Origin of the sequence: Actinosynnema sp. CS-041913 (assembly GCF_050942485.1) — a bacterium.
Lineage (GTDB): Bacteria > Actinomycetota > Actinomycetes > Mycobacteriales > Pseudonocardiaceae > Actinosynnema.
Map to the genome: position 1 here is coordinate 756,348 of NZ_CP192037.1, position 18,269 is coordinate 774,616.

At 71.3% G+C, this 18,269-nt stretch carries 16 protein-coding genes and 1 riboswitch; of the genes, 11 read left to right on the forward strand and 5 right to left on the reverse strand.

The window, feature by feature from the left end; translation table 11 throughout:
- The first annotated feature begins 91 nt into the window (after positions 1-91).
- The 7 genes from metG (at position 92) to ACQPZF_RS03815 (ending at position 8,207) form a co-directional block, all read left to right on the forward strand.
- Positions 92-1,882: a methionine--tRNA ligase gene (gene metG, locus ACQPZF_RS03785; protein ID WP_433268257.1), complete on the forward strand. Its 1,791-nt coding sequence runs from the start codon at positions 92-94 to the stop codon at positions 1,880-1,882.
- On the forward strand, positions 1,879-2,715 hold the full coding sequence (locus ACQPZF_RS03790) for a TatD family hydrolase (protein WP_433268259.1): 837 nt from the start codon (positions 1,879-1,881) through the stop codon (positions 2,713-2,715). The genes metG and ACQPZF_RS03790 overlap by 4 nt, the downstream gene beginning before the upstream one ends.
- A 275-nt stretch (positions 2,716-2,990) precedes the next feature.
- Positions 2,991-4,418, forward strand: coding sequence for a transglycosylase family protein (locus ACQPZF_RS03795; RefSeq protein WP_433268261.1), 1,428 nt, complete (start codon positions 2,991-2,993; stop codon positions 4,416-4,418).
- Between the two features lie 9 nt (positions 4,419-4,427).
- Entirely contained in the window at positions 4,428-5,303 is an 876-nt protein-coding gene (gene rsmA, locus ACQPZF_RS03800) for a 16S rRNA (adenine(1518)-N(6)/adenine(1519)-N(6))-dimethyltransferase RsmA (RefSeq protein ID WP_433268263.1), read from the forward strand.
- 89 nt (positions 5,304-5,392) lie between these two features.
- A riboswitch (SAM riboswitch) is annotated at positions 5,393-5,485 on the forward strand.
- 196 nt (positions 5,486-5,681) lie between these two features.
- Positions 5,682-6,692, forward strand: a complete 1,011-nt coding sequence (locus ACQPZF_RS03805; RefSeq protein ID WP_433268265.1) for a methionine ABC transporter ATP-binding protein — start codon at positions 5,682-5,684, stop codon at positions 6,690-6,692.
- Positions 6,689-7,372, forward strand: coding sequence for a methionine ABC transporter permease (locus ACQPZF_RS03810; protein ID WP_433268267.1), 684 nt, complete (start codon positions 6,689-6,691; stop codon positions 7,370-7,372). The genes ACQPZF_RS03805 and ACQPZF_RS03810 overlap by 4 nt, the downstream gene beginning before the upstream one ends.
- Before the next feature lie 25 nt (positions 7,373-7,397).
- Positions 7,398-8,207 carry a MetQ/NlpA family ABC transporter substrate-binding protein gene (locus ACQPZF_RS03815; RefSeq protein WP_433268269.1) on the forward strand — a complete coding sequence of 270 codons (810 nt, stop codon included), beginning with the start codon at positions 7,398-7,400 and terminating at the stop codon, positions 8,205-8,207.
- On the opposite strand, the gene ACQPZF_RS03820 is transcribed toward ACQPZF_RS03815, so the two are convergent.
- A complete protein-coding gene (locus tag ACQPZF_RS03820; RefSeq protein ID WP_433268271.1) occupies positions 8,170-8,943 on the reverse strand; it encodes a DUF4184 family protein in 774 nt (257 codons plus the stop codon). The genes ACQPZF_RS03815 and ACQPZF_RS03820 overlap by 38 nt on opposite strands.
- Positions 8,944-9,201: 258 nt before the next feature.
- On the opposite strand from ACQPZF_RS03820, the gene ACQPZF_RS03825 reads away from it, so the two are divergent.
- Both ACQPZF_RS03825 and ACQPZF_RS03830 read left to right on the forward strand, forming a co-directional pair.
- On the forward strand, positions 9,202-10,167 hold the full coding sequence (locus ACQPZF_RS03825) for a 4-(cytidine 5'-diphospho)-2-C-methyl-D-erythritol kinase (protein ID WP_433268273.1): 966 nt from the start codon (positions 9,202-9,204) through the stop codon (positions 10,165-10,167).
- A gap of 19 nt (positions 10,168-10,186) precedes the next feature.
- Positions 10,187-11,953 carry an ABC-F family ATP-binding cassette domain-containing protein gene (locus ACQPZF_RS03830; protein WP_433268276.1) on the forward strand — a complete coding sequence of 589 codons (1,767 nt, stop codon included), beginning with the start codon at positions 10,187-10,189 and terminating at the stop codon, positions 11,951-11,953.
- A gap of 9 nt (positions 11,954-11,962) precedes the next feature.
- Here ACQPZF_RS03830 and ACQPZF_RS03835 read toward each other — a convergent pair whose 3' ends face one another.
- Entirely contained in the window at positions 11,963-13,378 is a 1,416-nt protein-coding gene (locus tag ACQPZF_RS03835; protein ID WP_433268278.1) for a DivIVA domain-containing protein, read from the reverse strand.
- A 106-nt stretch (positions 13,379-13,484) separates the two neighbouring features.
- On the opposite strand from ACQPZF_RS03835, the gene ACQPZF_RS03840 reads away from it, so the two are divergent.
- Together ACQPZF_RS03840 and ACQPZF_RS03845 are read left to right on the forward strand one after the other, a co-directional pair.
- A complete protein-coding gene (locus ACQPZF_RS03840) occupies positions 13,485-15,125 on the forward strand; it encodes a fatty acyl-AMP ligase (protein WP_433268280.1) in 1,641 nt (546 codons plus the stop codon).
- A gap of 74 nt (positions 15,126-15,199) precedes the next feature.
- Complete coding sequence (locus ACQPZF_RS03845; RefSeq protein ID WP_433268282.1) at positions 15,200-16,237, forward strand: DUF2332 domain-containing protein; 1,038 nt, start codon at positions 15,200-15,202, stop codon at positions 16,235-16,237.
- Positions 16,238-16,291: 54 nt separating this feature from the next.
- Here ACQPZF_RS03845 and pth read toward each other — a convergent pair whose 3' ends face one another.
- The 3 genes from pth to ACQPZF_RS03860 are packed head-to-tail and all read right to left on the reverse strand — an operon-like array spanning position 16,292 to position 18,031.
- Positions 16,292-16,861, reverse strand: a complete 570-nt coding sequence (gene pth, locus ACQPZF_RS03850; protein WP_433268284.1) for an aminoacyl-tRNA hydrolase — start codon at positions 16,859-16,861, stop codon at positions 16,292-16,294.
- Complete coding sequence (locus ACQPZF_RS03855) at positions 16,851-17,366, reverse strand: DivIVA domain-containing protein (RefSeq protein ID WP_433268286.1); 516 nt, start codon at positions 17,364-17,366, stop codon at positions 16,851-16,853. The genes pth and ACQPZF_RS03855 overlap by 11 nt, the downstream gene beginning before the upstream one ends.
- Positions 17,367-17,425: 59 nt before the next feature.
- Entirely contained in the window at positions 17,426-18,031 is a 606-nt protein-coding gene (locus tag ACQPZF_RS03860; protein WP_433268288.1) for a 50S ribosomal protein L25/general stress protein Ctc, read from the reverse strand.
- Positions 18,032-18,269: the final 238 nt, after the last annotated feature.

The following is an 18,269-nucleotide window of genomic DNA, read 5'->3' on the forward strand; positions in this document are numbered from 1 at the left end:
GGAGCCACGTCCGGGTGAAGGGCCGGTCGCGCGGGCGGGGCAACCGCCAGCCGCCGGAAACCGGGTGGCGGCACCTCCGTAGGCTTTACACATGAGTGCCTCCGTGTTGACCGCGGTGGCGTGGCCGTATGCGAACGGGCCCCGCCACATCGGTCACGTATCAGGGTTCGGTGTCCCCTCCGACGTGTTCTCGCGCTTTCAGCGGATGTCGGGGAACCGGGTGCTGATGGTCTCCGGCACGGACGAGCACGGCACCCCCATCTCGGTGCAGGCCGAGAAGGAGAACCTGACCGAGCGTGAGCTCGCGGACAAGTACAACCGGGTCATCGCCGAAGACCTGCACGGCCTCGGGCTGTCCTACGACCTGTTCACCCGCACGACCACCGGCAACCACTACAAGGTGGTGCAGGACCTGTTCCTGGCGCTGTGGCGCAACGGCTACGTGATCCCCAAGACCGAGCTGGGCGCGATCAGCCCGTCGACCGGCCGGACGCTGCCCGACCGCTACATCGAGGGCACGTGCCCGATCTGCGGGTACGACGGCGCGCGCGGTGACCAGTGCGACAACTGCGGCAACCAGCTCGACCCGATCGACCTGAAGAACCCGCGTTCCCGGATCAACGGCGAGGTCCCGGAGTTCGTCGAGACCGAGCACCTGTTCCTGGACCTGCCGCAGTTCATCGACGCGTTGGGCGGCTGGCTCCAGACGCGCACCGAGTGGCGGCCGAACGTGCTCAAGTTCAGCCGGAACCTGATCAAGGACCTCCGGCCGCGCGCCATCACGCGGGACCTGGACTGGGGTGTGCCGATCCCGCTGGACGGGTGGCGCGACCAGCCCCTGAAGCGGTTCTACGTGTGGTTCGACGCGGTCATCGGGTACTTGAGCGCGTCCGTCGAGTGGGCGCGGCGCAGTGGCGACGACGACGCCTGGCGGGAGTTCTGGAGCGGTGACGCGCGGAGCTACTACTTCATGGGCAAGGACAACATCGTCTTCCACTCGCTGATCTGGCCGTCGCTGCTGCTCGGCCAGAACGGGCAGGGCGCGAAGGGCGGCGAGCCGGGGGTGTTCGGCCCGCTGAACCTGCCCACGGAGGTCGTGTCCAGCGAGTTCCTGACAATGAGCGGCTCCAAGTTCTCCACCTCGCGCGGCACCGTCATCTACGTGACGGACTTCCTGCGCGAGTTCGGCCCGGACGCGTTGCGCTACTTCATCTCGGTAGCCGGCCCGGAGAACCAGGACACCGACTTCACCTGGGAGGAGTTCGTCCGGCGCACGAACTTCGAGCTGGCCAACGAGTGGGGCAACCTGGTCAACCGGTCGATCTCGATGGCGCACAAGAACGTGGGCGCCGTCCCGACGCCGACCGCGCCGACCCGGGCCGACCACGAGCTGCTGGAGCTGTCCCGCAAGGCGTTCGACGTGGTCGGCGACAACCTGCGCCGGTCGCGGTTCAAGCAGGCCTCCGGCGAGGCGATGAGGGTCGTCGGCGCGGCCAACCGCTACCTGTCCGAGCAGGAGCCGTGGAAGCTCAAGGACGACCCGGCGCGCCGGGACACCGTCCTGCACACCGCGCTCCAGGTCGTCCAGGACGCGAACACGCTGCTCACGCCGTTCCTGCCGCACTCGGCGCAGAAGGTGCACGAGGCGCTGGGCGGCACCGGTGTGTGGTCGGCGCAGCCGCAGCTCAACGTGGTCACCGACCTCGACGTGCCGGACCGCGAGTACCCGGTGCTGACCGGTGACTACGCGGCCGAGCAGGCCCGCTGGGGCTCCACGCCGATCGAGGTGGGCCGCCCGCTGGCCAAGCCCGCGCCGCTGTTCGCCAAGCTCGACCCGGAGCTGGGGGAGAACGGCCCGGAGTGGGCCCCGATCGTGACGTGAGCAAGCGCCGAGGCGAACGGCCACCGGTCCCGGAAGCGCTGCCGGCGCCGGTGGTCGACGCGCACACCCACCTCGACGCCTGCGGGGCGGAAACACCCGAGCAGGTAACCGAAATGCTCGACCGGGCGAACGCGGCGGGCGTCGACCGGGTGATCACGGTCGCGGACGACCTCGCCGCCGCGCGCTGGGCCGCCGAAGCGGCCACCTGGGACGACCGGGTGTTCGCGGCGGTCGCCCTGCACCCGACCCGGACGTCCACCTTCACCGACGCCGACCGGGCGGAACTCGCGCGGCTCGCCGAGCGGCCCCGCGTCGTGGCGGTCGGCGAGACCGGTCTGGACTACTACTGGGACTACTCGCCGCCGGCCGCCCAGCACGACGCTTTCCGTTGGCACATCGAGCTTTCCAAGCGCGTCGGCAAGACGCTGATGATCCACGACCGGGACGCGCACGACGACATCCTGAAGATCCTGGACGAGGAGGGTGCTCCGTCCACAGTGGTCTTCCACTGCTTCTCCGGCGACCTAGCCTTCGCGCGTGCGTGTGTAGAAAGAGGATTCGTGCTGTCCTTCGCGGGCACCGCGACCTTCCGCAACGCGCACGCGCTGCGCGAGGCGGCGGCGTGGGTGCCGGCGGAGCACCTGCTCGTGGAGACGGACGCGCCGTTCCTCACGCCGCACCCCTTCAGGGGACGCCCCAACGAGCCGTACTGCGCCAACTACACGCTTCGTGATCTTGCGACGCTGCGTCACGTGGATTTGGCCGAACTAGCGTCAACTGTCACCCAAAACGCCGAGCGGGTCTTCAATCTCCGTGACGCTGCGGGTTTGTAGCGCTCATTGCGACGAATGGCGTACCGGCTTGCTCCGCTCGCCAAGTGACTGAGCTCACAAGCGAAACAGGGGTGTTTGCACAACCCCGTTGTACCCGTTACGGTCCCGTGACCGTGCCCCACGTTCAGTCCTGAGGGGCGCAACCCGCAGTCGGGGCGGGTTTACACACCAGAAGCGAGAAGACGACCACGCGCAGGAGTTGCCGGAGATCACAAGCTGACCGCCGACATCGAACGTGTGCGAGACCTTCGCGCCTTCAGGAGGTATGGAACCCCGTGAACTCGTTCAACGAGGACACCGACTGGTTTACTCCCGTGAAGTCCACGTCCGTGGACGTCCTGGACAGACCGGAGCCCGGTTGGTCCGACTGGGACACCACGGTTTTCAGCATCACGCCGGACGACGTCCTGGAGGTCCTCGGGCCTGACGCGGACGAACTGCTGGCGAACGCCGATGTGGACGTCGACGAGCTGATCCGGCTGATCAACGCCGAGACCACGCTCCTCCCCCCGATCATCATCCCGGACGAGGTCTCCCAGGACCGGGTCGCGGGCAGCCTGGCCGCCGAGCAGCCGAGCGCCCCGCCCGCCGCACTGGTCGAAGCCGCCGGGAAGTGGAAGCGCCGCTTCCTCAAGGCCGCCGTCGCCACCGTGCTGGTGACCATCTCCGGCGGTGGGGCCACCGCCATCGCGATGGACAAGTCCGTCACGGTCGACGTCGACGGCGAAGCCAAGACCGTCCGCACCTACGAGTCCACCGTCGGCGAGATCCTGGCCGACGAGGGCATCCAGGTCGGCGAGCACGACGCGCTCAGCCCGTCCCCCCAGGCGAAGGTCGGCGACGGCGGGAAGATCTCGCTGGACCGCGGCCGGCTGGTGAAGATGACGGTCGACGGCGAGCAGCGCGAGGGCTGGGTCCGCTCCGTCACCGTGGACGAGGCGCTGGACCAGCTCAAGGTGAGCGACGAGGGAGCGTGGCTCTCCCACGACCGCGGCATGGCCGTCCCGCTCGGCGGGCTGGCGCTGGAGGTCAAGAGCCTCAAGACGATCACGCTGTACGACGGCGGCAACGAGCCCAAGCAGCTCCAGACGACCGCCGTGACGGTGGACGAGCTGATGAAGGCGCAGAACCTCGCGCTGGGGCCGGACGACAAGCTCGAAACGGCCGCGGACCTGCGCATCACTAACGGCGCCGAGGTCCACATCAGCCGTACGGGCGTGTCCGTGATCAACGCGACGGAGGCCGTCGAGCCGCCCGTCGAGGAGATCCGGGACGACTCGATGATGAAGGGCCAGAAAGAGGTCGTCGAGGCGGGCGAGCCCGGCGAGCAGATCGTCACCTACCGCGTGACCATCAAGAACGGCAAGGAGACCGACCGCGAGAAGCTGGGCGCGAAGGTCACCAAGGAGCCGAAGGCCAAGAAGGTCAAGGTCGGCACCAAGCTCCCGCCCGATGGCGAGGTGTGGGACCGGCTGGCGCACTGCGAGGCGACCGGCAACTGGGCCATCAACACCGGCAACGGCTACTACGGCGGGCTCCAGTTCAACAAGGGCACCTGGGACGCCTATGGCGGCGCGCAGTACGCCGCCTACCCGCACCAGGCGACTCGTGAACAGCAGATCGCGGTGGCCACGAAGCTCCGCGACGCCCGCGGCGGCTACTCCGCATGGCCCCACTGCCAGCAAAAACTAGGCCTGCCGTAACTTCTCACTGTGACTGAAGCTTCGTCGTCGGCCGGGCCTGGGAGTGCGCTCCTGGGCCCGGCCGATGTCCGTCGGCTGGCCGCCGAGTTGGATATCCGCCCCACCAAGAAGTTGGGGCAGAACTTCGTGCACGACCCCAACACGGTGCGCAAGATCGTGTCCGCAGCAGACTTGACGCCCGACGACGTGGTGCTGGAGGTCGGACCGGGCCTCGGATCGCTCACCCTGGCGCTGCTGCCGTCGTGTCGGGAGCTGGTGGCCGTCGAGATCGACCCGGTGCTGGCGGGGAAGTTGCCGCGGACCGTCGGGGAGCGTGCGCCGGACCTCGTGTCCCGGCTGACCGTGGTCGAAGCCGACGCGATGCGCGTCACGGCCGACCGGTTCCCGACGCCGCCGACCGCGTTGGTCGCGAACCTCCCGTACAACGTGGCCGTGCCGGTGGTGCTGCACCTGCTGGCCGAGCTGCCGTCGCTGCGCACCGGCCTGGTGATGGTGCAGTCCGAGGTGGCGGACCGGATGGCCGCCGGGCCGGGCAGCAAGGTCTACGGGGTGCCGAGCGTGAAGCTCGCCTGGTACGCCGACGCCCGCCGGGCCGGGCCGGTGTCCCGGTCGGTGTTCTGGCCGGTGCCGAACGTGGACTCCGCGCTGGTCGCGTTCACCCGCCACGCGCCGCTGTCCACAGTGGACCGGAAGGTGCTGTTCTCCTTGGTGGACGCGGCTTTCGCGCAGCGCCGCAAGACCTTGCGCGGCGCGCTGGCCGGGTGGGCCGGCTCGGCCGCGGCGGCGGAGCGGCTGTTGGTGCAGGCAGGGGTGGATCCGGGCGCTCGGGGGGAGCAACTGGGCGTCGGAGAATTCGTCCGGATAGCTGAGGCTTCCTCGCCGTAACGGCCGATGATCTTTCGGCCGAAAGTGTGATTTGACGAACGATCCTTATGCGGGCTTGCGTTCAAGCCGGTGCGTCAGGTGTACTCGTGCTGCCATCCCGAGCGGCCGAGAGACCTGGCTCTACGACGCCGCAGCAACCACCTCCCCATGGAGGCAGGTGCTTCAGCCAGGATCGATGGAGGATCACGTGCCCAGGATGCTGCTCACACGCAGGCGAGTCGTCGACCACGGCCGCCGCACCGTATCGGGCTGTCGCAGCTAACGCTCGCCTAGGCGCATCTTCGAGTCCTCGCCGTCCTCTCGGACACCTTTCTTGAGCTGGCTTTCGGACGCGCACGCCATGAGCGTGCGCTGCCGCGTGCAGTCGTGGAGCGAAACGTGATCACTGTTGAGAACCTCACCAAGACCTTTCCCGGGAGTACCGGTCAGGTTCGCGCGCTGGACGGCGTGAACCTGGACGTCGCCGCGGGCACCGTCCTCGGCGTCGTCGGCCCCAGCGGGGCGGGCAAGTCCACGCTGGCCCGGTGCGTGGCCCTCTTGGAGCGGCCCGACAGCGGCGCGATCCGGGTCGACGGCACCGACCTGGTGTCCCTCGGCGGTCCCGCGCTGCGGGCTGCCCGCCGGCAGATCGGCGTTGTCCCGCAAGGGGATTCGCTGCTGCGCCAGCGCACCGCCGCGGGCAACGTGGCGCTGCCGCTGGAGTCGGCGGGCGTGCCCGGACCGCAGCGGCGCACCCGCGTGGCCGAGCTGCTCGACCTGGTCGGCCTGACCGACAAGGCCGGCTCGTACCCCGACCAGTTGTCCGGCGGCCAGCGCCAGCGGATCGCCGTGGCGCGGGCCCTCGCGGCCAGCCCGTCCGTGCTGCTGGCCGACGAGCCGACCTCCGCCCTGGACCCCGACACGACCGGCTCGGTGCTCACCGTGCTGGACCGCGCGCGGGCCGAGCTGGGGGTGACGGTGCTCGTGGTCACGCACGACATGGGCGTGGTCCGGAAGATCTGCGACGACGTGGCGGTGCTGGACGGCGGGCGCGTGGTCGAGCACGGCAAGGTGCTGGACCTGGTCGCCGACGCGTCCTCGCGCACGGCCGCCTCGCTGCTGCCCGCCGTGGACCAGAACCCGGCGGTGGACGCCTCGTTCGACCGGGTCGCCGACGTGGTGCTGGTCGGGTTCGCCGCGGTCGGCGCGCTGCTGCCGGAGGCGACCAGCCGGTTCGGCGTGGAACTCAACCTGTTGGGCGGCGGTTTGACGCGACTCGGCGAGACCCCGGTGGCGCGGTTCCGCGTCGGGTTGACCGGCGAGCGCGCGGATTCGGCGTTGGAGTGGATCTCGGAGGCGGGTGGCGCGGTGCGCCGGACGCCTGCGGGTCCTCAAGGAGTAGCTGCGTGAGGTCTGCCACACCCTGGTCCATCGTGTTCGAGGACTTGCTGGTCTCCACCGGCCAGACCTTGTACATGGTGGGCGTCTCCACCCTGATCGCTGTGCTGCTCGGCATTCCCCTCGGCGTCTGGCTGCAGCTCACCGCACCCGGTGGGCTGCGGCCCAGGCCCGTGGCGCACAAACTGCTCGGTTTCGTGGTCGACCTCGGCCGTTCCATGCCGTTCCTGGTCCTGCTGGTCGTGCTGACCGCGCTGACCAGGCTGCTGCTCGGCACGAGCACCGGACCGACCGCGGCCATCGTGCCGCTGGCGGTCGGCGCCATCCCGTTCGTCGGCAGGCTCGTGCAGAACGTCCTGTCGGAAGTGCACGTCTCCGTGGTCGAGGCGGCGGTCACCACCGGCGCCTCCACGGTGCGCATCGTGCGCAGCGTCCTGCTCCGCGAGTCGCTGCCCGCGTTGGTCAACGCGATCGGCGTCACCGCGATCGCCCTGCTCGGGTACTCCGCCATGGCGGGCGTGGTGGGCGGCGGCGGCCTCGGCGACCTGGCCGTGCGGATGGGCTACCAGCGCTTCAACGACCGCTACCTGTGGGCCACGGTCGTCGCCCTGGCGGTCATCGCGACGTTGATCCAATTCATCTCGAACCGTGTCGCGCGCGGCGTGGACCGCCGTCGGCACGCCTCTGTGTGACCTCGTTCTCTATTAAGGAAATCCCATGCGTATTCGTGCTGCCCTCGTCGCCGTGCTGCTGACCGCGGTCGGCTGCGGAAGCGGCCAGACCGGGGGCGCCGCGTCGGACCCGAACGCGGCCCTCAAGGTGGGCGTCAGCCCCGTCCCGCACGCCCAGGTGCTGAAGTACGTGGCGGAGAACCTCGCCGCGGAGAAGGGCCTGAAGATCGAGGTCGTGGAGTTCACCGACTACGTCCAGCCGAACACCGCGCTGGTGGACGGCTCGCTCGATGCGAACTACTTCCAGACCGTGCCGTACCTGGAGACGTTCAAGGCGGAGAGCGGCGCGACGCTGGAGTGGATCGGCCCGGTCCACCTGGAGCCGCTGGGCGTGTACTCGAACAAGCACAAGAAGCTGACCGACCTGCCGTCCGGCGCGAAGGTCGCGGTGGCGAACGACGCGACGAACGAGGCCCGCGGCCTGCGCCTGCTGCAGGAGAACGGGCTGATCAAGCTCAAGGCCGGCGCGGAGCAGACCGCGACGATCCGGGACATCGCGGAGAACCCGAAGAACCTGGAGTTCGTGGAGTTGGAGGCGGCTCAGCTACCCCGGTCGCTGGAGGACACCGACGCGGCCGTGGTGAACGGCAACTACGCCATCGACGCCGGTCTGAAGCCGTCCAGCGACGCGCTGGCGCTGGAGAAGGCCGAGGGCAACCCGAACGCGAACGGTCTCGTCACGCGGGCGGAGCTGAAGGACGACAAGCGGATCAAGGACCTGCTCGCGCTGTTGCAGTCGCCGCAGGTGAAGGACTACATCAAGACGACCTTCCTGGGCTCCGTGCTGGCGGTGTGACCTGGTCGGCGTGTCCTCCGCCCCGGCGGAGGACACGCCGCCACAACCCGTAGAGCGCCACCGCGACGGCCGCGCCCGCCGGCACCGTCATCGACGCGCTGACCAGCACGGCGTCCGGCACGCGACCGGTCGTCGTGACCGCCGCGAAGACCGCTGTGAACACCGCCACCAGCGCGAGGACCGGCGCGGGGCGTGCCGGCGGGGCGAAGCGGGCGGGCACCGGCCGCCGCGGCGTGCGGGAGAGCCTGCGCACGCTCCAGACCGCCACGAACAGCCCGCCGAGCACGGTGCTCGACCACTGGCCCCACGCGTAGAGGGGCAGTCCCAGGACCTCCGCCGCCAGTTCGGGGAGCAGGTCCACGGCCCAGCCGTTCCGGTGGGTGAACCCGTCCCAGCCGACGTGCGTCGCGCTGCCGATCAACGCCGAGACCACCATCGCCAGGCCGAGGCGCGGGGCGGGCAGCCAGGCCACGCGCGACCGGACCGCGTCCGGCAGGAGCGCCAACGCCGGTTCGAGCAGCAGCACGCGGTAGACCAGCAGGGCGACCAGCGCGATCGGCACGTCCACCAGGGCGATGCCCCACCACGTGTGCGTGTACTCACCGCCGCCGCCCGCGTTCAGCAGGACGAAGTACGGCAGGTCGGGCGCCATGGTCCCGGCCACCAGCGCCGCGGGCACCAGGGGGCCGCGGGCCAGCGGGATCGCGGCGGCGACGTGCGAGGCGGTGAACGGCATACCGGGATTCGATCATCCCTCGCGTTCGGTGGAGCCCGCTTTCACCGGTCCTGCACAGGACCCGCCGGGAAACCGCACATGGCTGTCGGGGAGTTGCGTGTCGGGGTCCGCGCGGTTCGTCGGTGAGTCGCGGGTTGCGCTGCCCGGCCCTGGCGAGTAGTCCTTCCGGTCCTCCCGAGAGCCCGCGATCCGGTGCTTCGTCCCTGGTCGGGGGCGGGTGGGAGCGAGCACCCGGCGGACGCCCGTACGCTTCATGGCGTGCTCGCCGTAGTCCCACCCCCCGTCACCGTCCGCGTCCCGGCCAAGGTCAACCTGCACCTTGCGGTCGGCGAAGCGCGCTCGGACGGCTACCACGACCTGGTGACGATCTTCCAGGCGTTGTCCCTCACCGACGAGGTGACGGTCGCCGTCGCCGACGACCCGGGTGTCGAGGTGCACGGCGAGGGCGCTGATTCCGTGCCCACCGGGCCGTCGAACCTCGCCTGGAGGGCCGTGCGGGTGCTGGCGGAGCACGTCGGGCGTGATCCCGACGACCCCAAGGTGCGCGTGGTGATCCGCAAGAGCATCCCCGTCGCGGGCGGGATGGCCGGTGGCAGTGCCGACGCCGCCGCGACGCTGGTCGGGCTGACCTCGCTGTGGCGGCTGGAGGTGGGGCGGGACGAGTTGGCCGGGTTGGCCGCCAAGATCGGGGCCGACGTGCCGTTCGCCCTGTACGGCGGCACGGCCCTGGGCACCGACCGGGGCGACCAGATCGTGCCCGTGCTCGCCCGGCACACGTTCCACTGGGTGCTCGCCTTCGACCGGCGCGGGCTGTCCACGCCCGAGGTGTTCGACGAGCTGGACCGGCTGCGGTCGGACGGCGACCCGCCTCGGGTGGGCGCCGCGGAGGCCGTGCTGGAAGGGCTCTCGTCGGGCGACCCCCGGCAGCTCGCCCTGCTGCTCGGCAACGACCTCCAGGCCGCCGCCGTGTCGCTGCGGCCCAACCTGCGGCGCACGCTGCGCGCCGGGGTGAACGCGGGCGCGCTCGCGGGCATGGTGTCCGGGTCCGGGCCGACCTGCGCGTTCCTCTGCACGGACGGCGACTCGGCGGTCCGGGTCGCGGCCGAGTTGGCGGGCGCGGGGGTGTGCCGCACGGTCCGGGTCGCGCAGGGGCCGGTGCACGGGGCGAGGGTGATCGGGACCGAGGAAGCGCCTCGGCCGACGCCGCCCGAGGTCCACGCTTAATTCTGACGAAGGTGTGTTGATGGCCAACTTGGTCAACTTGGAGTCCGTCTCCAAGTCGTTCGGTGTGCGTCCGCTGCTGGACGGGGTGTCCCTCGGGATCGGCGAAGGCGACCGGATCGGTGTCGTCGGGCTCAACGGCGGCGGCAAGACGACGCTGCTGGAGGTGCTGGCGGGGCTCGCCGAGCCGGATGAGGGGCGGGTCAGCCAGACCCGCGGCCTGCGGATGGCGGTGGTCACGCAGCGCACCGAGCTGCCCGAGGGCTCGACGGTGCGGCACTCCGTGATCGACCCGCTCGGGTTCGACGCCGAGCACGAATGGGCCGCCGACGCGCGGGTCCGCTCGATCCTGGACGGGTTGGGCATCACGGCGCTGGGCCTGGACTCGCCGGTCGGCACGATGTCCGGTGGCGAGCGCCGCCGCGTCGCGCTGGCCGCGGCGCTGGTGCAGGAGCTGGACCTGGTGGTGCTGGACGAGCCCACCAACCACCTGGACGTCGAGGGCGTCCGCTGGCTCGCCGAACACCTGCTGGCCCGCAAGACGGCACTCGTCGTGGTGACCCACGACCGGTGGTTCCTGGACACGGTCTGCTCCCGCACCTGGGAGGTGGTGAACGGCCAGGTCGAGCAGTACGAGGGCGGCTACGCGGACTGGATCTTCGCCCGCGCCGAGCGCGCCCGGCTCGCCGACACCATCGAGGAGAAGCGCCGCAACCTGGCCCGCAAGGAACTCGCCTGGCTGCGCCGGGGCGCGCCGGCCCGCACGGCCAAGCCGCGGTACCGCATCGACGCCGCCGAGGCGCTGATCTCCGACGTGCCGCCGCCCCGCGACAGCGTCGAGCTGCTGGCGTTCGCCAAGCGCCGGCTGGGACGCACGGTCGTGGAGCTGGAGGACGTGACGCTCACCGTCGGTGACCGCACCCTGGTGCGCGACCTGACCTGGCGGATCGGCCCCGGCGACCGGGTCGGCATCGTCGGCGTGAACGGCTCCGGCAAGACGAGCCTGCTCAGGACGCTGGCGGGGGAGCGCGAGCCGGACACCGGCAAGCGCGTCCAGGGCCAGACGGTGCGGCTCGCGCACCTGAGCCAGGAGCTGCACGACCTGGACGGCTCGATGCGCGTGCTGGAGGCCGTGGAGGAGGTGGCCCGGCGGGTCGTGCTCGGCAAGCAGGAGATGACGGCGTCCCAGCTCGCCGAGCGCTTCGGCTTCTCCTCCCAGAAGCAGTGGACCCCGGTCGGCGACCTGTCCGGCGGCGAACGGCGGCGGCTCCAGCTCTGCCGGCTGCTGATGGCCGAGCCGAACGTGCTGCTGCTGGACGAGCCGACCAACGACCTGGACATCGACACCCTCCAGCAGCTTGAGGACCTGCTCGACTCGTGGCCGGGCACGCTGGTCGTCATCTCGCACGACCGGTACCTGGTGGAACGCGTCTGCGACCAGGTGGTGGCCCTCTTCGGCGACGGCGGCCTGACCGACCTGCCCGGCGGCATCGAGGAGTACCTGCGCCGCCGCGACCGGCAACGCGAGGCGGTCGCGCCGACACCCGCGAAGGCGCCCGCCCCGTCGAACGCCGCCGACCAGCGTGCGGCCCGCAAGGAGCTGGCCCGCCTGGAGCGCAAGCTGGAGGCGCTGCACAAGAAGGAGGCGCGGCTGCACGCCGCGCTGGCGGAGGCGTCGACCGATCCGGAGCGGCTGATGGCGTTGGACGCGGAGTTGCGGGCGGTGCTGGCGGAGGCGGAGGACGTCGAGGCGCAGTGGCTGGACGCGGCCGAGCTGGCCGAGGGCTGACCGGTCCGGTCAGCGCCCCCGGCGGCGGAGTTCGGCGGTCAGCAGCGGCATGAGTTCGTCGATGAACGCGCAGTCGTAGCCCTGGCCGTTCATCAGCGACAGGGTGAAGCGCGTCTTGGCGACTTCGGCCGACGACGCGCCGATCATGCCGTCGAGCGCGATGCCGATCTCCTCCAGCACGCGGTCCACCTGTGACGTGCGGTAGCCGCGCCGGGTGGGGCCCGCCAGTGGCAGGTCGAGCATCCGGAGTTGTTTCCAGGACGTGATCGGCGGGATCGCCACGGCTTTCGGCGGGATCGCGCCGGCTCTGGGCGAGGCTGTCCGGGCTTGAGGCGGGATCGCGCCGGCTTCGGGCCCGGTCGTCCGGGCCTGAGGCGGGGTGCCGCCGGCCTTGGACGGGGTCGTCCGGGTTTTCGGCGGCGTCGCGCCGGCCTTGGGCGAGGTCGTCCGGGCTTGAGGCGGGGTGACGCCGGTTTTGGGTGGGGTCGTCCGGGCTTCGGGCGGGATCGGGCCGGCTTTCGGCGGGCCGTCGTCGAGTTGTTTCTCGACCCTCGACAGGAAGGCGTCGACCTCGGTCTCGTCGTAACCGCGGCGGCCGAAGATCGGGCGGCTGAACCTGACCTCGCGGATTTCCCGCGCGGTCAGGTCGTCCTGGCCGAGGAGGGTGTTCTCGATTCGGTCCAGGAACTTGTCGACCTGCGATTCCTGGTAGCCGCGCCGGCCGCGGGGCGGTTTGCCGAAGCCGACGGTGCGGACGTCGCGGGCGGTCAGCGGTCTCGTGCCCACGCCGGGGCGGGGGCGGACCGGAGGGGCGGGCGTGCGTTCCAGGGTCACCACGACCAGGTCCAGGAACGTGTCGACGTCGTCCTCGTCGTAACCGGCCTGGCCGGGCGGGGCGAACCGGAACTCGATCTCCTGGACCTCGATGGCGGTCAGGGAGTCGCGGCCGGCCAGGGTCGCCTCGATGCGGTCGAGGAAGGCGTCGATCTCACCTTCGTGGTAGCCGCGGTTGCCCGGTCTCGGCTTGTGGAAGCGGACGCCGCGCACGTCCTGCGGCGTGAGCCTCGGCGCGGGGCGCATCCCGGTGGACGTGGCGTGCGCGCCCTGGGCCGGGGCCACCGCCTGTCTGCGCTGCGGTGTCGAGCGCAGGGTCTCCGCCACCAGATCCATGAACACGTCGACCTCGGCCGCGTGGTAGCCGGGCCGGGCCGGGCGGAACCGCATGCGGCGCACGTCCTGCTCGCCCACGTCGTCACGGCCCAGCAGGGTCGCCTCGATGCGGTCGAGGAAATCGTCCACCTGCTGCTCGTCGTATCCGGGCTGTCCGGGCGGCGGGCGGTGGAACGCGACTTGACGCAGATCCTGCGCGCTCAACAGCGGCGCCGGATGTGCGGGCGTGTGCTGACGCGCTTCGAACCCGGGCACCCCAATACCTCCTTTGGACGTATACCGGGGAGTATCGCCGGATGGTGGTGAAGTTGTTTCGCCCTATTGGCTCAATGCGGTGGAGATCGTTCTACCCTTGGCGGCCATGAGCCGGTTCGTGGACACGATGGTGGCAACCGCTGCGAGTGCCAAGGGTCGCGGGATGACGACGGGGGAGCCGACCGCTCCGGCCCGTCGGACGTGGGGCGAAGTGCACGCGCAGGCGGCCCGGATGGCCGGCGCCCTGGTCGCGGGCGGCGTCGCGCGGGGCGGGTCGGTCGCGGTGCTGGCGGGCGACCCGGCCGTGATCGCGCCCGCCGTGCAGGCCGTGTGGCTGGCCGCCGGCAGCATCACCATGCTGCACCAGCCGACGGCCCGGACGGACCTCGCCGAGTGGGCCGAGGACACCCTGCGGGTGCTGTCCATGATCGGCGCGAAGCTGGTGTTGCTGGGCAGCCCGTTCGACGCGCTGTCGGCCGTGCTCGACCAGCACGGCGTCGCCTACCGCAAGCTCGACGACCTGGCCGGCGAGCCGCTCGCGGAGCCCGTCGAGGTGGACGAGTCCGCGACCGCCCTGCTCCAGCTCACCAGCGGCTCCACGGCCGACCCGAAGGCCGTCCGCATCACGCACGGCAACCTGTGGTCCAACGCGAAGGCCATGGAGGCAGCCGCGGAGCTGGACCCGGAGACCGACCGGATGGTGTCGTGGCTGCCGCTGTTCCACGACATGGGGATGGTCGGCTTCCTGACCGTGCCCATGCTGTTCGGCATCGACCTGGTCAAGGTCACGCCGGTGGACTTCCTCAGCCGGCCCACCCTGTGGCCGGACCTGATCAGCCGCTACCAGGGCACCATCACCGCCGCGCCGAACTTCGCCTACGCCATCGCCGCCCGCCGCATGGAGGGCGTCGAGGACGGCACGTGGGACCTGTCCAAGCTGCGGATCGCGCTGAACGGCGCCGAGCCGATCGACCCCGGCGCGGTCAAGGCGTTCACCGACGCGGGCGCGCGGTTCGGGATGCCGGCGGAGTGCGTGCTGTGCGCGTACGGCATGGCGGAGACGACGCTGGGCGTGGCGTTCGCGCCGGTGTTCACCGGCCTCTCGGTCGACGTCGTGGACCCGGAGGAGCTGGAGGCCGGGCGGCGGGCCGTGCAGGTGCCGGCGGACAGCCCCAACGCGCGGACGTTCCCCCTGCTCGGGCCGCCGCTGCCGGGGCTGGAGGTGCAGGTCGTGGACGAGTCGGGCGCGGTGCGCGGTGAGCGCGAGGTCGGGCAGCTTCGGGTGCGCGGCGAGGCCGTGACGCCGGGCTACCTGACCGTGGACGGGCCGCGGGAGACCCAGGACGCCGACGGCTGGCTCGACACCGGCGACGAGGGGTACGTGGCGGACGGCCAGGTGGTCGTCTGCGGGCGGCGCAAGGACGTCATCATCATGGGCGGCCGGAACATCTACCCGACCGACATCGAGCGCGCCGCGACCTCCGTGGAAGGCGTGCGGGCGGGCAACGCGGTGGCCGTGCGGCTGGACGCCGGGACGCGGCGGGAGCGGTTCGCCGTGGTCGTGGAGTCCAAGCTGGCGGGCGAGGACGCGGCGGTGCGCGAGCTGGGCAAGCAGATCAGCGCGCGGGTCGTGGACGCGGTCGGCCTCCGCCCGTTCTCGGTGGTGGTGCTCAAGCCGGGCAGCCTGCCCAAGACCCCGTCCGGCAAGCTGCGCCGTTCCGCCGCGTCGTCCCTCGTGCCTCGCTGACCGCTAGAGTCGGCGTGATGCCAGAGCCGACACAAGACGCCGTACCCGTGGGTAAGGCCCGCACGCTCGCACAGGTGTACCGACACTTCGGTGAGGTCGACGCCGCCGGGAAATCGCCGCTGTACGAGCGCGTCGCCGTCGCCCTGAGCGAGTCCGAAGAGGCGCTGCGCGCCATCGGGGCCGCCCCGGTGCGCAAGCGGCGCCCGACGGTGATCCTCGCCGCGCTGCAAGACCTCGCCCTCGCCGGACGCGCCCCGGCGCTGGCCGCGGCCTATGCCGCCGCGGACGGTGACGCCGCCGCCGACGCGGCGATCGACACGTTGCTGCGGATGACCGACTCGGTCGTGGCCGTCGCCGTGCGCCGGCCGCCGCGGCCCGACGAGACCGGACGTTGCGCCGTGCTGTACCCGGCCATCGCCGAGGCGGCGCGCCGGGTGGGCGCGGACGCGGTGGGCCTGATCGACGTGGGCTGTTCGGCCGGGCTCAACCTCAACGTCGATCGCGTGGGCATCACGTACAGCAACGGACAGTCGCTGGGCGACCCGTCTTCGCCCGTGCAGATGTCGTGTTCGATCGTGGGAGACCGGCCGGTCCCGACGCGGGCGGTGCCCGAGGTCGTCGCCCGGATCGGGGTCGACCTCGATCCGGGCGACGTGACCGACGAGGAGGAGGCCCGGTGGCTGCGCGCCTGCGTGTGGCCGGACCAGTCGGAGCGCATCGCGAGGCTCGAAGCGGAGCTGGCGTTGGCGGCGACGGTCCCTCCGCTGCTGCTGCGGGGCGACCCCGTCGAGATGCTGCCCGACGCTGTCTCCAGGGTGCCTGCGGGCGCCTTGCCCGTGGTCACCACGACGTGGGCGCTGTCGCGCTTCCCGCTGGAGAGCCGGCTGCGCTTCCTGCACCGACTTGACGAAGCGGCGACCGGCCGCGCGGTGGCGTGGGTGTCGGCGGAGGGGGTCGGGGTCGCGCCGGCGATACCGACGCTCGGCGATCGCCGCGCCTCCGGCCACAGCATCATCGGCCTGGCGGTGTTCGAGCAGTCGGCCCTGCGCGCCGAGGCCGTCGGCCGCTGCTGGTCGCAGGGCCGGATGCTGGCCTGGCGGGCAGACTCGTAGTGCCCCGGGTGATCCACGTCGGATCTCCCGGCCGGACCTCGGTCGGTCGACGTCCTAGTGGAACTTGTTCTGGGCGGCGTCCAGGCCCAGCTCCAGCAGCGCTTCCACCGCGTCCGCCGTCCGGTCCAGCTCGAACGCCAGCTCCTTGCGCTCCACCAGCGAGAAGTCCCGCAGCACGTAGTCGGCCGGGTCCATCCGGCCCGGCGGCCGGTCCACACCGAACCGCACCCGGTGGTAGTCCTTGGTGCCCAGCGACTTCGTGATCGACCGCAGCCCGTTGTGGCCGTTCTCGCCGCCGCCGAGCTTCAGCCGCACGGTCGCGAACGGCAGGTCCAACTCGTCGTGCACCACGATGATGTTCGCGGGCGGCACCTTGTAGAACTTGGCGGTCCCGGCCACCGGCCCGCCCGAGGTGTTCATGTAGCCGCGCGGCTTGGCCAGCACGACCCGCTTCGCGCCGAGCCGCCCCTCCAGCACGTCCGCCCCGCCCTTGTGGGCCTTGAACCGGCCGCCGATCCGGTCGGCCAGGACGTCCAGGACGAGGAACCCGACGTTGTGCCGGTTGCCTTCGTACTTGGGTCCGGGGTTGCCCAGTCCCACGACCAGGCTCACGTCATCGGCCACGGGACCGGAACTCCTGCTCCAACTCGTCCAACAGGGCGTCCACCGCACGCGTCTGGTAGCCACGCCGCAGGCCCGACGTGGTGCTGAACCTGGTGTGGCGGACCTCGCTGGAGGTCATCCGACCCTTCCCGTCCAGGGACGCGGCGGCCCGCGTGAGGAAGGTGTCGACCTCGCGGGGATCGTAGCCGTTCGAGGCCCGCCGCAGCTTCACCGCCCGGAGGTCGTCGCCGGTCCGCAACGTGGTCGGCGGCACCGCACCGGCGCGGAGTTGCCGCTCCAGGTGGGCGAGGAAGTCGTCCACGGTCCGCTGGTCGTACCCGCCGGGCATCTCGTGGAACACCACCCGGCGCACCTCGTCGGGGTGCATCCGGGTGCGGCCGGCGAGGGCGTCCGCGATCTTCAGCAGGAACGCGTCGACCTGCGCCGGGTCGTACCCCTTGCCGCCGCGCTTGCGGGGGAACGACGTGGCGCGCACCTGCGCCGGGCTCAACGACGGAAACGGCACGCCACCCCAGCCCGGAGGCGGGGGAGGCGTGCCGTTCGACCAGCCCGACGTGATAGGGCTCAGCTCTCTTCGGAGGCCTCGGCGTCCGAAGCCTCGCCCTCGCCACCGTCCAACTGGGCGGCGGTCGGGGCGGCGTTGACGGCGATGACCAGCGCTTCGGGGTCGGTCACGAGGACGGAGCCCGCCGGCAGCGCGAGGTCGGAGGCGTGGATCTGGGTGCCGGCCGCGACGCCGGCCACCGAGATCTCGACCTGCTCGGGGATGTTCATGGCCTCGGCCTCGAGCTGGACCGTGGTCAGGTCCTGGGTGACCAGGATGCCGGGGCCGGGCTCGCCGACGACGATCACGGGCACCTCGACGGTGACCTTCTCGCCGCGCTGCACGAGCAGCAGGTCGACGTGCTCGATGTAGTTCTTGATGGGGTGCGTGGTGACGGTTTTGGTCAGCGCCAGCTCACTGGTGGAATCGATGTCCAGCGTGAGAACTGCGTTGTGACCGTGCTCGCGGACGACACGGGCGAACTCCAGCGCCGGCAGGGCCAGGTGCTTCGGGTCGGAACCGTGGCCATAGAGCACCGCGGGGATCTTGCCGGCACGACGGGTGCGGCGGGCTGCGCCCTTGCCGAACTCGGTGCGCTCCTCTGCGGCGAGACGGACCTCGGACACGGTGGGGCTCTCCTAACGGTCTGGCCTTAGTACGTCGGGCGGGGCTGAGCGGGGGTGCTGGCCTGCGGCGGCGGGCGGCGCGGAGGGTGAACACGCGCGGCATCGACAACCGCCGCGTCGATCACGCCGAGCGTGATGCTCGCCCTCGCCGAGGCAACCCGACCAGTGTAGGCCGGGTCGGGGGCGGGGCATAATCGGGGGTGTCCGGTCGGTGCCGCACGATCACCGCCACGGCTGG